This window comes from Hymenobacter duratus (assembly GCF_014698995.1).
GTDB classification, from domain to species: Bacteria; Bacteroidota; Bacteroidia; order Cytophagales; family Hymenobacteraceae; genus Hymenobacter; species Hymenobacter duratus.
Map to the genome: position 1 here is coordinate 52561 of NZ_JACWZZ010000001.1, position 13849 is coordinate 66409.

Consider the following 13849-nt stretch of genomic DNA (forward strand, 5'->3'; position numbering starts at 1 on the left):
GGCGTAGAGATAAAAGGCAATATTCTGCATTGCGTGATATGCCGTCATAACCGGTTCTGGCGGCGCGATGCACAACTGCACACGGGTTCGTCCAGGTTTTTGCAGCTGGAGTGGCTCGATGCAACTGCCGTCTGCTACGAGTGCGACAACTGCGGCTATATCCACTGGTTCATGCCGCAGGGCTAAGCCTACGCCATGTGGTCAGCGAAAGCCCTTACCGCTTCTGCTACCTGCGCTACATCCTGGGACGTATGCAGAGCACTCAGCACGATGCGGGTGATGCGTGCATCGGTGGGAGTGGGGTAAGCAAAGCTAGAAATCAGGATATGTTGCGCTTGCAGGAACCCGCACAGCGTGTTGCTGGGCGTAAAGAACACCGGAAAGTCTTCGGCCATCTGAAACAAATCTAAGGCTGCTACCGCTTCACTAAACTGCCGGACATTCGTTGCCAGCTGCTGCCGAGCCTGCGTATAAACCGGAGCCGCCCGCACGAAAGCGTGCAGATACGCGGGCACAATGGGGGAGCTGGCAGCGAAATACGCACTACGCTGCAGGCCAGTGATAAAATCGGCATCTGATGACAGCACGACCCCGCCCGGAATGCCGCATGCCTTCCCCAGCGACGATACCACTACTACCCGCACTGAATCGGGCACCTGCAGCTGCGGAAATATGCCCGCTCCGTTGGGCCCCGTGACCCCAAACCCGTGGGAGTCGTCGATGAGCAGCGTGAGCGGCCTATCGGAAGGAAGATGTCGGGTCCAGCTGAAATCGTAGTGCTGCACCCGGAGCGGATCCAGTGAGTTGCTGACAATAACGGCTGGTTCTGGAGGGCTAGCGTGCAGCTTTTCAAGTAGCATTTCAGCCCAATCATCAAAGCGCAGTGCGGAGGACAGCCCGGGCAGGTCGGTGAGCCACGCAGCGGGGTGGGTGCCGGGCGCATATTCAAACCGGCCGGCGAGGGCCAGCGCCTTCACCGCCATTTGCCCGGCCAAATACCCCGACGACACCGTAAGGGCCGCCACTGCACCAGTCCAGCGGGTCAGATAGGCTTCCGCCTCGGCATAGATGCGCAGGCGCAGGTTGGAGTTGCGGGAACTGCCATAGTTAGTGCCGTAGCGAGCCAACCCCTCGGCTAGCAGAGCCGCGAAATCCGGGTTGTGGGCTATACCCAGGTAGCCCGTGCCGCTACAGTAGAGGTAGCGTCGGCCATCATGGTGAAGCCAGCGCCCGGGCAACTGGTCGGTTTCCCATACTTGATCCATATGAGCTTCTGAATGTGAAGAACTGAGAAATAAGGCATCTGGCAGGTGCCGTAACTGGCTACCATTCAATCTGCATAATCTGCTTCGAAAGCGCAATTGGCTTCCGAACAAACCCGACAGTTGCGCGTTTGCCTGTACTATGCACCTTCTCCTTCGCACCCACGTGGCGGCTACACCTGCGCAGGTGTGGGCTGGATTCACCCGGGAGCTGTTTCTGGATCTGGCACCCCCGTTTCCGCCGTTTCATCTGCTTCGTTTCGATGGCTGCCACCGCGGCGACGAGGTGCATCTGGAGCTGGGCGCGGGGCCGCTCCGTCAACTCTGGACCTCGCTCATCACCGACCACGGCACCCAGCCCGATGGCACGTATTTCTTTGTGGATGAAGGCCAGACGCTGCCAAAGCCGTTGCGCTTCTGGCGGCACCGCCACCTGCTGCAGCCCGCCCCCGATGGCGGCACATTCATCGTGGAAGACCTGGAGTACAGCAGCCCGTTCCGGTGGCTCGACGCGCTGCTGTACCCGGCCATGTGGGCGCAGTTTGCCTGGCGACGCCCCATCTACCGGCGCTATTTCGGCCGGCCGGGCGCTGGCGCACGTATTTCGGAACCGGGCACTCCCTGAGGCAGCGCTGAAACCATAGTAGCCGTATATGCCCCAGCCAACCCGCGTATATTGCCCCGAATCCGGCCCTGCCCATGCATATTCCTACTCCGTTTCACAGCCTGCGGGCCGTTTTCCGTTTGCTGAATGCCTTGCTCATCCTGAGCGTTGTGGCCAGCTGCAGTGGCAGCCGCTTGGCCTACCAGTTCCAGCCGGCAGCCACCGTAGCGGCCAAGCGGCCTGTCTTCGCCACCGATTCTGCGGCGGCTCCAGTAGCAGCAGCTGCGCCGGCTCCCGTTTCGGCAGCAAGAATTTCTACACCTTCCTTGCACCTTCACAGGCAAGAAGGAAAGCGGAAACCGCAGCAAGCAGTAGCACAGCTTGTTCAGCAAACCAAGGCGCCGCACAAGCAATTGCTGGCGAAGCCAACCCGGCAGCGAGAAGCCACCAAGGCATCTTCGTCGCAGCGGCCGTCGGAAGTTGGACTAGGCACGACGGTATTGGGTGTATTGGGGCTGTTGGTGCTGCCCATTGCACTGCTGGGCCTGCTGATCTGGGGCGGGCCGGTGTGGGCCGTGCTGGCGGGCCTGGCAGCGCTGGCCGTGCTTATTGCCTACCTCGACCCATTCGGCTAACCAGCTTATGCGCCGGGCTTGGTAGCTCGTCTGGCATACGCCGGCCGTTCGGTTCAGCCACAAAATCCGAGACATCCGGCTAATCCGAAAAATCCGTGGTCTACCTTTGTAGTCCAATTCATTTCGTTGCCTCTATGACTGCTGCCATCGTCACGCTCAAACCCGGAAAAGACCAATCCCTGCGCCGCCGCCATCCGTGGGTGTTTTCGGGCGCTATTGGCCGGATGCAGGGCGAAGTAGTAGAGGGAGAAGTAGTGACCGTACAGGCCGCCAACGGCGAGGTGCTGGGCGTGGGACATTACGCCCCGGGCTCCATTGCGGTGCGGATGCTCGATTTCGGCCCCGACGCGCAGCTGCCCGACGCCACGTTCTGGGAAAACCGCCTGCGCAACGCCTACCAGCTACGCCAGGGCCTGGGCCTGACCGGCACCGGCAGCACCGACGTGTATCGCCTCACCCACGCCGAGGGCGACGGCCTGCCCGGTCTCATTATTGATGTGTACGGTGATACAGCCGTGGTGCAGGCGCACAGTGCAGGCATGTATAAAGCCCGCCCGCTCATTGCCGAGGCGTTGCAGGCGGTCATTCCAAACCTGCGTGCCATTTACGACAAGAGTGCCGAAACCGTGCCCGCCAAAGCTGCTCCCGGCGCCCAGAATGGCTATCTGTTTGGGGAAGGCAGCGGACAGGAGCACGTGGTGCACGAAAACGGCCACCCGTTTGCCGTGGACTGGGAAACGGGCCAGAAAACCGGCTTCTTCATCGACCAGCGCGACAACCGCAGTCTGCTGGCCCGCTACGCGCCCGGCCGCCGCGTGCTCAACACCTTCTGCTACACCGGCGGCTTCAGCTCCTACGCCCTGCAGGCTGGCGCCGAACTGGTGCATTCCGTCGATTCAAGCAAGAAAGCCATTGAGTTGACGGAGCGCAACGCCGCCCTCACCGGCCTCGAAAGCAAGCACGCCGCTTATGCTGAGGACGTATTCAGCTTCATGAAAAACAGCCAGGAGCAGTACGACCTGATTGTGCTGGACCCACCGGCTTTTGCCAAGCACCTCTCGGCCCGCCACAACGCCCTGATGGGCTACAAGCGCCTCAATGCGGCCGGCATCCGGCAGATTGCGCCCGGCGGTCTGCTGTTCACATTCAGTTGCTCACAGGTAGTTTCGGCCGAGCTGTTTGAGGGCGCGGTGCTGGCAGCCGCCATCGAAGCCGGCCGCCCTGCCCGCATCCTGCACCGCCTCACCCAGCCCGCCGACCATCCCGTGAGCCTGTTCCACCCAGAGGGGGAGTATCTGAAAGGACTGGTGTTGGCCGTAGAGTAACCGCCAACCTTGCTTGGCCTGTCATCCTGAGCAACGCGAAGGACCTTATCACGCCGAAACGTCAACCGTAATAACGGTTCGTTTCGGCGTGATAAGGTCCTTCGCGTTGCTCAGATAACAGCTGTTTATGCAGCTACTTAGCGCCCGGGGTGGGCATTTGCATCAGAAACTGGCTTCCTCCGCTACCGGAAGTATAAGTGGGCACATTGCTGCCGCCTTTCTCCCAGGCCTCAATCCAGCGCATCTGTACCAGTAGCGGCGTGAGCGACTGCTGCTGCTTTTCGTTGGCATAGGCCTGGGCATCGGCGGCAATGCGGATGGCTTTGGCCCGGCCCTCGGCTTCGGCAATGTTGATGCGGGCCTGGGCTTCGGCCTGCCGGATGCGGTTTTCGGTTTGCAGGCCAGTCTGCACAGCGGTGTTTTTGGCGTCGATGGCGGCTTTGAGGCTGGCCGGCGGCTCCAGCTTGGTGGTTATTTGCTGCACGGTGAAGCCCATGGCCTGCAACTGCCCAATGAGGTTGGCTTTCACCTGCGCCTCGTAGCTGCCTCGGTTGCTGATAAGGCTGTCGGCGGTGTAGCGGTTGGTAGCCACGCGGTAGGCCTCGTACACGGCCGTTTTCAGAAAGCCGTCCTCAATAGCCGGCAGCGGACGCCGGTACTGCCGGAAGATGTCGTCCACCTTATCCGACTGAATGAAGTAGTTGAGGCTGGGTGCCACGCCAAAACCGGAGCCGTCTTTGCTCTGCACCTCAAACTCCTCATATTCTTTATGTTGCGTGTACACCGGAAACTCATACACGGCCGTACTCAGCGGGCTGTAAAACACCCAGCCGGTGGTGTAGGTAATATCGTCGACGCCCCGACCGGAACCGGCCAGATTCACCTTGATACCCACGTTGCCGGCATCAATGCGCTCCACTTTTATCAGGCTGCAGCCCGCTATCAGGGCCAGCAGCAGCAACCCGATAAATACCAGTGGCTTCAGCCAGTTGCGGCTAGGGTTTAGTTGAAATTCGGCCATTGGGAGTAGTTGGCGGAGTAGGAGAAGAAGGGGAGAAATAGCGCAGAATGGCCCGGCCCGCCTGATACAACGACCAGGCCACGCCTGCCGCCAGCACCAGAAAGCCCAGCAGCCCGCAGATCAGCCACCAGTCGGAGGGGCTGCTGAGCCACTCGAGGCAGAGGGGCACGGCGTAGGGCAGCACCACGGCGTAGAACACCAGCCAGACCCCCAACCACAGATAAGAAACGTGTTTTGCAGCCATAATAGAGCATTCAAATCTACTGATGTTGGCGTCAATATCTGCACCTTCCGGCACAACATCTGCGTCTATGCTATGGCGCCCCGCCGGCTGCCGGAAAAGGTCGGAACCGTGGACTATATTTCCGGGAGCTGCGTGTGTTGCTTCGGAAAAGAATTACCGGATCATTCTCACGCGTACATCTGGCTTTCTGGCACTTGCCAGCACTGCCAGATGTGCGCACAGCCCGGTCCCACTACTTTTTCAGCTTCAACCTGAAGCCATCCGGCCGGTTTTGGAGTTGTAGCTAGCGCACACCCTTTATATTGCCCTGTGGCCCGAAAAAAGACGTTCGTTTCTGCATCTTCCCGTCCTGTAGCCATTGTGGGGGCCGGTATTGGTGGTATTGCGGCCGCCGTGCGGTTGGCAGTGCGCGGGCACAAAGTCACGGTGTTTGAGGCGCAGGAGAGTTTCGGAGGCAAGATGCACCAGCTGGAACTACCCGGCGGCTACCGCTTCGACGGCGGCCCCTCGCTGTTTACGCTACCCGAGCTGGTAGATGAACTGTTCCGGCTGGCCGGCCGCAACCCCCAGGACTATTTCCGCTACCAGCGCCTCGACCCCATCACGCAGTACTTCTTCGCCGATGGTACCCGCCTCACGGCCTGGGCCGATGAGGAAAAGTTTGCGCACGAAGTGGAGCAGAAGCTGAACGTGCCGGCGGCGCAGGTACTGCAGTTTCTGCGCCGCAGCGGGCAGGCTTATGAAGGCACGGCGGGCACGTTTCTGCACAAGTCGCTGCACAAAGCCGGCACCTACCTCAGCCCCGAAGTGCTGAAGGCGCTGGCGGCGCTGCCCCAGCTGGGCCTGCTCAGCACCATGCACCAGCGCCACGCGGCAGCCTTCCCGCAGGATGCGCGCCTCGTGCAGCTCTTCGACCGGTTTGCCACCTACAACGGCTCCGACCCCTACCAGGCTCCCGCCACGCTCAGCCTCATTCCGCACCTGGAGCACGGGCTGGGCGCTTTCTACCCCGAAGGCGGCATCTATGCCATTGCCCAAAGCCTCGTGCGCCTGGCCGAAGAGCTGGGCGTGCAGTTCCGCTACCACGAGCCGGTGGAGGAAATTCTGACGGCCGGCGGCCACGTCACGGGCGTGCGGACGCCGCAGGACGTGTACGATTTTGGCTTGGTGGTCAGCAATATGGATGTGGTGCCTACCTACCGCCGACTGCTGCCCAGCCAGCCCGCGCCGGAAAGCACCCTGGCCCAGCCCCGCTCGTCCTCGGCCCTGATTTTTTACTGGGGCATTTCGCGGCGCTTTCCGGAACTGGGCGTGCACAACATCTTCTTCTCGGCTGATTATAAGCGTGAGTTTGAAGCCATTTTCCAGCAAAAAACCATTGCCGACGACCCTACGGTGTACGTCAATATCACGAGCGGCCACACGCCCACTGATGCGCCGCCCGGCCACGAAAACTGGTTTGTGATGATGAACGTGCCCCACGACCAGGGCCAGGACTGGCCGGCGCTGGTGGCCCGTACCCGCGCGGCTGTGTTGGCCCGCGTGAGCCAAGCGCTGGGCACCGATATTGCGCCGCTGATACGGGCCGAGCAGGTCTGGGACCCGCCGGGAATTGAAAGGCGTACCTCGTCGTTTGGAGGGGCACTATATGGCAGTTCCAGCAACAATCTGCTGGCGGCTTTCCTGCGCCACCCCAACTTCTCGCGGAAGCTGGAAGGGCTGTACTTTTGCGGCGGCTCGGTGCATCCGGGCGGCGGCATTCCGCTTTGCCTGCTTTCGGCCCGTATCGTGTCTGAGTTGATTGAGAATGAATAAACAGGTGTACGTAGAGAGCTGGCGGTGGCTATACGCCTGCCCGGCAGCCTATAAGCATCTGATTCTCATTCCATACTGTTAATTGGTTAATAATGCCCGAATCCATCCAACATCTTCCCACTGAAGCACCTCCAACGCATGAAGCTGCCGCTGCTGAGCGGACGGTAACCCAGCGCCGGCGGCTACGCGTGGCCCAGGGCATTCTACTGCTGTTTCACGTCACGGGCTTCCTGGGTCTGGGCTTTTCCGAAGACCCGTCGTTCTATCTGCAGTTTGTGCCCCTGAACCTGCTGCTGACGGTGGGCCTGCTGCTGGCCTTTCAGACTGAGCGGAGTTCGACGTTCTGGTGGTTCTGCCTCGTAACAATGGCCGTAGGCTTCTTTGTGGAGGTTGTCGGTATTCGCACCGGGCTGCTGTTTGGGTTCTACCAGTATGGCCCCACGCTGGGCACAAAGTGGCTGGGTGTGCCCCTGATGATAGGCGTCAACTGGCTGATGCTGGTATACACGACCGGAGTGCTGGCCCGCTATCTGCCCATCCCGGATTTCCTGCGAGCCGTGGTAGCCACCCTGCTCATGGTAGGCCTCGATGCGTGCCTGGAGCCCGTAGCCGTGCGCTACGACTTCTGGCAGTGGCGCTTCGATGTTATTCCGCTGCAGAACTTCAAGGGTTGGTTTGCTGTGTCGCTCATTCTACAGGTGTTCTTCAACCGCACCAGTTTCGAAAAGCGTAATGTGTTGGCACCGTTCGTGTTCATGCTGCAGCTCCTTTTCTTTTTTGGATTAAGCCTGATTCGCTAGAAATATTGGTGTCTTGGAATACTATTTGTTATACCTATCATCGTTCTTGAATAAATTCCATTCCTCCGATCAACTCTCTACTTCCACCTTATGGAGCAAGTACTACTCCATCAACTACTTGAACGGGCAAACCAGCTCTTCCGCGACGCGGGAATACGCCTCCTGCATGAAGAACAGCTGGCAGTAGCTCTGGACATGACACCCGCTACGTTTCGCACCGTTTTTGGCTCCAAAGCTGAACTGATGCTGCAGGTAACGCGCCATAACCTAGCCCGGCAACGCCATGAGCACCAGGAGCTTTTCTCCAATCTGGCGACGCCTATAGAATGCCTGCTGGCCTTACTGCACCACAGTGTGCAGGAGCTACGCAATTCCCACCACGAATACCATATTGTGCGGGAGCAGCTTCCGCTGGTTTGGGATGCCATGCAGGAACACATGCACGAATATGCCTATCCGCTGCTTACCCGGCTCATTCAGGAAGGCATTCAGGAGGGTCAGCTTCGTGCCGCCCTCGACGCGTCGTTCATTGCCAGAATCATTGTGGCGCAATTCAGTCTGGTACTGAACGAAACCTACTTCCCGCCTGAGCACACCAACCTCGCCGATGTCTATCGGAACATTTTCTTTCCTTACGTCCGGGGCCTTTGCACCGAGGAGGGAATGCGCCTGACGGCAGTACACTTTGGTAAAATGTGGGGAAACTAGACGCTTGGTTTTTCCAAAAATGAAAAAGGCCGGCCTCTAATAGGGCCGGCCTTTTTCATGAGGCGCGTGGCAGCCATCTTAGCTGATGGAGACGCGTACTTTTTTGGTGTACTCGCGAAGAGCATCCTTGAACTGGGAGCCATGGTCCTGCATGTGGTTGAGGATAAAGATGGCGGCAAACACGTGTGTCAGTTTCTCGCCTTCGTCTTCCCCTTCTACCTCAAAAGCTAGTTCCTGTTCTTCCAGTAGGGCTTCTTCGGCGGCTACTAGGGATTCCAGCGTTTGAGTTTCTACTAAGCGCTTAATAACGGGCATTTTCATGGACGGCAGACTTAGTTGAGGCGCGAAATCAGGGCCGCAACAGCTTCTTCCTTGCTGGCTGCTACCGTTTCCAGCAACTCGCCGTTGCGGAAAACAGCGAAGAAAGGCAGGTTCGTAACGTTGGCCAGCTTACGGGCTTCAGGGTTGGTTTCGGCATTCACATCCAAAAACTTGATACCCTGCTCCTGCATGGCAATAGCCATACGCTTGTATTTCGGAGAAAACAGGCGGCAGTTGCCGCACCAATCGGCGTAGTACTTCACTACTACTTTCTCGTTCTGTTCGAGCAATTCGGCAAATTCGGCGTCCGTGGCTTTGATAACGGGCATTAGATCAGGTTTTCGTGAAAATCAGCGAGATACTCAGATAAGAATGATTCTTATCTGCAGCAAAGGTAAAGCCGGAAACCGGTAAAAAAGTTTGCTCCGCCGCAAATTGCTGATGAGGCTGGCAACTTTTAACTGGGGCGGGCAAGTATACGCTGCGTGCCTAGCCTTTTGCCGGGCGACTGTTTTATGCAGTATCTCCTGATTTGCGTGTGCCTGCTGCTGGCCGCCTGCGGAACTCCCGATTCCGCAGCCGCTCTGCCCACTACCGCGCCGCCGCCTCGTATGCAAAACATCATTTTCTTCGGCAACAGCCTCACGGCCGGCTATCAACTGCCTGCCAGTGCCGCCTTCCCGAGCCTGCTCCAGCAGCGCCTCGATTCGCTGAACTTACCCTACAAAACTTTCAACTACGGCGTGAGTGGCGAAACTAGCGCCGGTGGCCGGCAGCGCGTGGCCTCCGTGCTGGCCCGCCAGCCGGTAGATGTGTTTGTGCTGGAGCTAGGTGCCAACGACGGTCTGCGCGGCATTCCGGTGCGCGCAACCACCCAGAACCTGCAGAATATCATCGACCAGGTACGGCTGAAATACCCGGAGGCCCGCATTGTGCTGGTGGGCCTGGAGTTCCCCTTCGACCTGAGTGCGCTGGGCGGCCACCAATACGGCCGCTATGCCGCCGAGTTCAAAGCCTCGTTCCGCCTGCTGGCCGAGAAGAACAGCCTGCCCTTCGTGCCGTTTCTGCTGCAGGGTGTGCTGGGCCGCCGCGAGCTGAACCTGGCCGACGGTGTGCATCCCAACGCCGCCGGCCACAAGCTGCTGGCCGAAAACGTGTGGGCGGTGTTGAACGGTGTGCTGCAGCAGTAGCTGGAAGAGAAAAACGTCCTGCCGAAGAGAGTTCAGCAGGACGTTTTATATGCAAACACCTAGCGGCAGCTTACTAAGAAATTACGCCTTGTACAGCTTCTGGTAGTACTCCGCAGCCATGCGGCCCGACTCAAACTCGGGCTCTACTTCGCGCATGGCGGCTTTGGCCACGGCCAGGAACTTGTCGGGCTGGCCGTAGTACAGCGGCACGATTTCGTTTTCCAGCACATCGAGCAGGCTGGTAGCCTCGATGTCGTCCTTCACCTGGTCGGGCTGGTGAATGTCGGTGTGCGGAATCAGGAAAGCGTTGTGGCCGTGCTGGGCAAACTCCGGAATCCAGCCGTCGGCAATACTCAGGCTGAGGCTGCCGTTCATGGCGGCCGTCATGCCGCTGGTGCCGGAGGCTTCGCGCGGGAAGCGGGGCGTGTTCAGCCACACATCGGAGCCGCGCTTGAGGTAGCCGGACAGGGCCAGCTCGTAGCCGGTGAGCACGGCGCAGGTTTTCAGGTGCTTGGTTTTCTGGATGATGTCGTTGAACAGGCCGATGGCGCCGTAGTCCTTGGGATAGGGCTTGCCGGCCCAGATAACCTGCACCGGCCGGTCGGTGCGGTTCACCAGCTCCTGGAACCGCTCGAAATGGCGCAGAATCAGGTCGGCACGCTTGTAGCCGGCAAAGCGGCGGGCCCACACTACGGTCAGCACCTCGGGGTCGAGGAGGGTGCCAGTCTGGTCGGCCACGATGTCGAAGAGCTGCTTCTTGAGCTTGCGCTTACGCGCGAGCAGGGCCTTATCGTCGTTGGCTTCCAGGGCCTCGTGCAACTGCTGGTCGCGCCAGTAGCGGCCGTTCTGCGAGTTGGTGATGGGAATGATGGGGCAGATGCCCTTGTTGGCGCCCCACATCTGGTTGGCCACGGTGCCGTGCACCTTGCTCACAGCGTTGGCCTTGCGCGAGAAGCGCAGGGCCGTGAGTGTGTAGTTGAGCACATCGTGCTCCACGCCGGCCACGCGGCGGATTTCGTCGGCGGGCACCGAGCCGAAGAAGGTCATGTCGGTGAGCAGCTTCATGGGGTGCTCCTCGTTGCCGGCCAGCTCGGGCGTGTGCGTCGTGAACACCAGGCGCTTCTGCACCTCTTCCAGCTTGCGGCCGTGCTTTTCGTAGAGGTAGAACGCCAGTGGCAGACCGTGGCCTTCGTTGAGGTGATACACGTCCATCTTCACGCCCAGCAGATCCAGCAGCTTGCCGCCGCCTACCCCCAGCAGAATGCTCTGCGCCACGCGGGCCGCCGTGTCGGCGTCGTAGAGGTGGTGCGAGATGGTGCGCGAGATGTAGTCGTTTTCGGGGATGTCAGTGGTCAGGAAGAACATCGGGGCCGTGCCGAACGTGTCGGGGGCCAGGTACATGGCCTTCACCTTCACTTCGGCCCCGTGAATGGTGATGGGAAAAATCAGGCCGGTGTCTTCGAGGAAAGAATAGTGCTTGTGGCGAAAGTCGCAACGCATGGTCTGGTCCTCGTTGCGGCCCTGGTCGTAGTAGCCGAACGTCCAGAGGATGCCGATACCAATGAGGTTTTGCTTGAGCTCGTAGGCGGAGCGCATGTGCGAGCCAGCCAGGAAGCCCAGGCCGCCGGAATAGGTTTTGAGGGCCTGGTCCAGGGCAAACTCCATGGAAAAATACGCAGCCTGAGTCGTGAATTCGGGGGCCGGCGTGTACGGTTTGAAATCGAAAGCCATAAAGAAAAAGTCGGGAAGGAAAGAAAGCCGGCCTCTGGGGTCCGGCGGATTCAAATATCGGATTTTCCTGCTGCTACGCTGCTATTGTAGCGTTACAGGCAAACATTGTGGTAAAATTGGTCAACACAACACTATTTCCGCGCAGTTCAGCATTATCTTCTCGGTGGCTTCCGGGCGTAACTTGGCAGCCTTTCTGACGGAATTCCCACTGCGCTCATGACATCTTCCCGTATTCTGCTGCTGGCCGGCTCGCTGCTGGCTAATTCTCTGCTGACGCCGGCTGCCCAGGCCCAGATCAACCCGGCGCTCGCCCGCCTGGCTACCAACGGGGCCCTACTGGCCGCCAACGCCCAGAAAACCGCGCCTATCCAGCGCATCGACCCCACGTTCTGGTGGGTGGGCATGAAGAACCCCAAGCTGCAGCTGCTGGTGCACGGTGCCGGCATCGGGAGTAGCAAAGTGAGCCTGAAGTACGACGGCGTGACGCTGGACGGCGTGCAGCCACTCGAAAACCCGAACTACCTGCTCGTCAACCTCACCATCAGCCCCGCCGCCAAGCCGGGGCAGCTGGCGCTGGAGTTTAAGGGCAAGAAAACGGTGCGCTACAGCTACGAGCTGCGCGCCCGCACCACCCCGCAGGACCCCACCAAAGTGCAGGGCGTCACGACGGCTGACTTCATCTACCTGCTTATGCCCGACCGGTTTGCCAACGGCGACCCGAAAAACGACAACATCAAGGGCATGAAGGCGCCGGCCGTGGCCCGCGACTCGATGTACAGCCGCCACGGCGGCGACCTGAAAGGCATTGCCGACCACTTCGGGTACCTCAAGGAGCTGGGCGTCACGGCTATCTGGCCCACGCCGGTAGTGGAAAACGACCAGCCCAAAGCCAGCTACCACGGCTACGCCCTCACCGATTTCTACGCCGTGGACCGCCGCTACGGCACCAACGCCGACTACGTGGCCTTCGTGCAGCAGGCACACCAGCAGGGGCTGAAAGTGGTGCACGACGTGGTACTCAACCACATGGGCACCCAGGGCTACCTCGTGCAGGACGCGCCGGCCAAAGACTGGTTTCATCAGTGGCCGGCCTTCACGCGCAGCAACTTCCGCGACGCCGCCTTCAACGACCCGTACGTGTCCGGCTACGACCGGAAGCAGTTCGGCGAAGGCTGGTTTGACACCACCATGGCCGACCTCAACCAGAGCAACCCGCTGGTGAGCACCTACCTGATCCAGAACTTCATCTGGTGGGTGGAGTACACTGGCCTCGACGCGTACCGCGTAGACACGTATACCTACTCCGACCGTAAGTTTCTGATGGACTGGGGCAAGGCCGTGCTGGATGAGTATCCCAAGCTGGGCATGTTTGCCGAAACCTGGGTGCAGGGCACGCAGCAGCAGGCCTACTTCGCCCGCAACGTGCTGCCCGAAATTGATGGCTTCAAGAGCAACATGCCCTCAGTGCTGGACTTCCAGAGCCAGTACGCCATCAACGAGGCCCTGACCAAGGACGCCGGCTGGACCGAAGGTATCAACAAGATGTACTACACGCTACAGGCCGACTGGCTCTACGAGGACGCCATGCGCAACGTGGTGTTCCTCGACAACCACGACGTGAGCCGGTTTTACTCGGTGATAGGGGAGGACTTTGCCAAGTACAAGATGGGGCTGGCCTGGCTGCTGACCACGCGCGGCATTCCGCAGCTTTATTACGGCACCGAGGTGCTGATGAAGAACTATACCAACCCCGACGGCAAGGTGCGCGAAGACTTCCCCGGCGGCTGGGCCGGCGACAAGAAAAACCTGTTCACGAACCGCACGGGGCAGGAGGCCGAGGCCTTCAACTACGTGAGCAAGCTGGCCAACTACCGCAAAACCCACCCGGCCCTGCACGCCGGCAAATACCAGCACTTCATCCCCAACGACGGCGTATACACGTACTTCCGCTACTCCGATGCGGGCACGGTGATGGTGATGATGAACTCCAACAAGGACGAGAAAACCGTGGACATGACCCGGTTTGCTGAGCGCCTCAACGGCTTCTCCTCTGGCACGGAAGTCACGACGGGTGCGGCCGTTGCGGACCTGAAAACGGTGAAGCTGCCGGGCCGCACGGCGTGGGTAGTGGAACTGCAGAAGTAAAAACAGGGGGCGGAAAGGAACAACCTGCGTTTGCTATACCTTGTAGAT

General features: G+C 59.8%; 14 protein-coding genes. 8 read left to right on the forward strand and 6 right to left on the reverse strand.

Features of this window, described 5'->3' with window-relative positions:
• Positions 1-188 precede the first annotated feature (188 nt).
• Positions 189-1265, reverse strand: coding sequence for an aminotransferase class I/II-fold pyridoxal phosphate-dependent enzyme (locus IC231_RS00225; RefSeq protein ID WP_190782633.1), 1077 nt, complete (start codon positions 1263-1265; stop codon positions 189-191).
• A gap of 139 nt (positions 1266-1404) precedes the next feature.
• Between IC231_RS00225 and IC231_RS00230 the strand changes: the two genes are divergently transcribed.
• The 3 genes from IC231_RS00230 to IC231_RS00240 all read left to right on the forward strand — a co-directional run bounded on the left by IC231_RS00230 (position 1405) and on the right by IC231_RS00240 (position 3826).
• Positions 1405-1887: an SRPBCC family protein gene (locus IC231_RS00230; RefSeq protein WP_190782634.1), complete on the forward strand. Its 483-nt coding sequence runs from the start codon at positions 1405-1407 to the stop codon at positions 1885-1887.
• A gap of 74 nt (positions 1888-1961) precedes the next feature.
• Positions 1962-2501, forward strand: coding sequence for a hypothetical protein (locus IC231_RS00235; protein ID WP_190782635.1), 540 nt, complete (start codon positions 1962-1964; stop codon positions 2499-2501).
• A gap of 134 nt (positions 2502-2635) precedes the next feature.
• Complete coding sequence (locus IC231_RS00240; protein ID WP_190782636.1) at positions 2636-3826, forward strand: class I SAM-dependent rRNA methyltransferase; 1191 nt, start codon at positions 2636-2638, stop codon at positions 3824-3826.
• A 133-nt stretch (positions 3827-3959) separates the two neighbouring features.
• Here the strand turns inward: IC231_RS00240 and IC231_RS00245 are convergent, their stop codons facing one another.
• Entirely contained in the window at positions 3960-4847 is an 888-nt protein-coding gene (locus tag IC231_RS00245; protein WP_190782637.1) for a prohibitin family protein, read from the reverse strand.
• A complete protein-coding gene (locus IC231_RS00250) occupies positions 4822-5091 on the reverse strand; it encodes a hypothetical protein (protein ID WP_190782638.1) in 270 nt (89 codons plus the stop codon). The genes IC231_RS00245 and IC231_RS00250 overlap by 26 nt, the downstream gene beginning before the upstream one ends.
• Positions 5092-5400: 309 nt before the next feature.
• On the opposite strand from IC231_RS00250, the gene crtD reads away from it, so the two are divergent.
• The 3 genes from crtD to IC231_RS00265 all read left to right on the forward strand — a co-directional run bounded on the left by crtD (position 5401) and on the right by IC231_RS00265 (position 8414).
• Positions 5401-6906 carry a 1-hydroxycarotenoid 3,4-desaturase CrtD gene (gene crtD, locus IC231_RS00255; RefSeq protein ID WP_190782639.1) on the forward strand — a complete coding sequence of 502 codons (1506 nt, stop codon included), beginning with the start codon at positions 5401-5403 and terminating at the stop codon, positions 6904-6906.
• 92 nt (positions 6907-6998) lie between these two features.
• On the forward strand, positions 6999-7706 hold the full coding sequence (locus IC231_RS00260; protein WP_190782640.1) for a carotenoid biosynthesis protein: 708 nt from the start codon (positions 6999-7001) through the stop codon (positions 7704-7706).
• A gap of 90 nt (positions 7707-7796) precedes the next feature.
• The gene (locus IC231_RS00265; protein WP_190782641.1) at positions 7797-8414 is read left to right on the forward strand and encodes a TetR/AcrR family transcriptional regulator; all 618 of its coding nucleotides are present in this window, start codon (positions 7797-7799) and stop codon (positions 8412-8414) included.
• Between the two features lie 78 nt (positions 8415-8492).
• Here IC231_RS00265 and IC231_RS00270 read toward each other — a convergent pair whose 3' ends face one another.
• Both IC231_RS00270 and IC231_RS00275 read right to left on the reverse strand, forming a co-directional pair.
• The gene (locus IC231_RS00270; protein ID WP_211538791.1) at positions 8493-8729 is read right to left on the reverse strand and encodes a DUF6952 family protein; all 237 of its coding nucleotides are present in this window, start codon (positions 8727-8729) and stop codon (positions 8493-8495) included.
• 17 nt (positions 8730-8746) lie between these two features.
• Positions 8747-9064 carry a thioredoxin family protein gene (locus tag IC231_RS00275; RefSeq protein ID WP_190782642.1) on the reverse strand — a complete coding sequence of 106 codons (318 nt, stop codon included), beginning with the start codon at positions 9062-9064 and terminating at the stop codon, positions 8747-8749.
• A 186-nt stretch (positions 9065-9250) separates the two neighbouring features.
• On the opposite strand from IC231_RS00275, the gene IC231_RS00280 reads away from it, so the two are divergent.
• Positions 9251-9925, forward strand: a complete 675-nt coding sequence (locus IC231_RS00280; protein ID WP_190782643.1) for an arylesterase — start codon at positions 9251-9253, stop codon at positions 9923-9925.
• 81 nt (positions 9926-10006) lie between these two features.
• Here the strand turns inward: IC231_RS00280 and glgP are convergent, their stop codons facing one another.
• Positions 10007-11656 (reverse strand): alpha-glucan family phosphorylase, encoded by a 1650-nt coding sequence (glgP, locus tag IC231_RS00285; protein WP_190782644.1) that lies wholly within the window; start codon positions 11654-11656, stop codon positions 10007-10009.
• Positions 11657-11872: 216 nt separating this feature from the next.
• On the opposite strand from glgP, the gene IC231_RS00290 reads away from it, so the two are divergent.
• Positions 11873-13801, forward strand: coding sequence for a glycoside hydrolase family 13 protein (locus IC231_RS00290; protein WP_190782645.1), 1929 nt, complete (start codon positions 11873-11875; stop codon positions 13799-13801).
• The last annotated feature ends 48 nt before the right edge of the window (positions 13802-13849 follow it).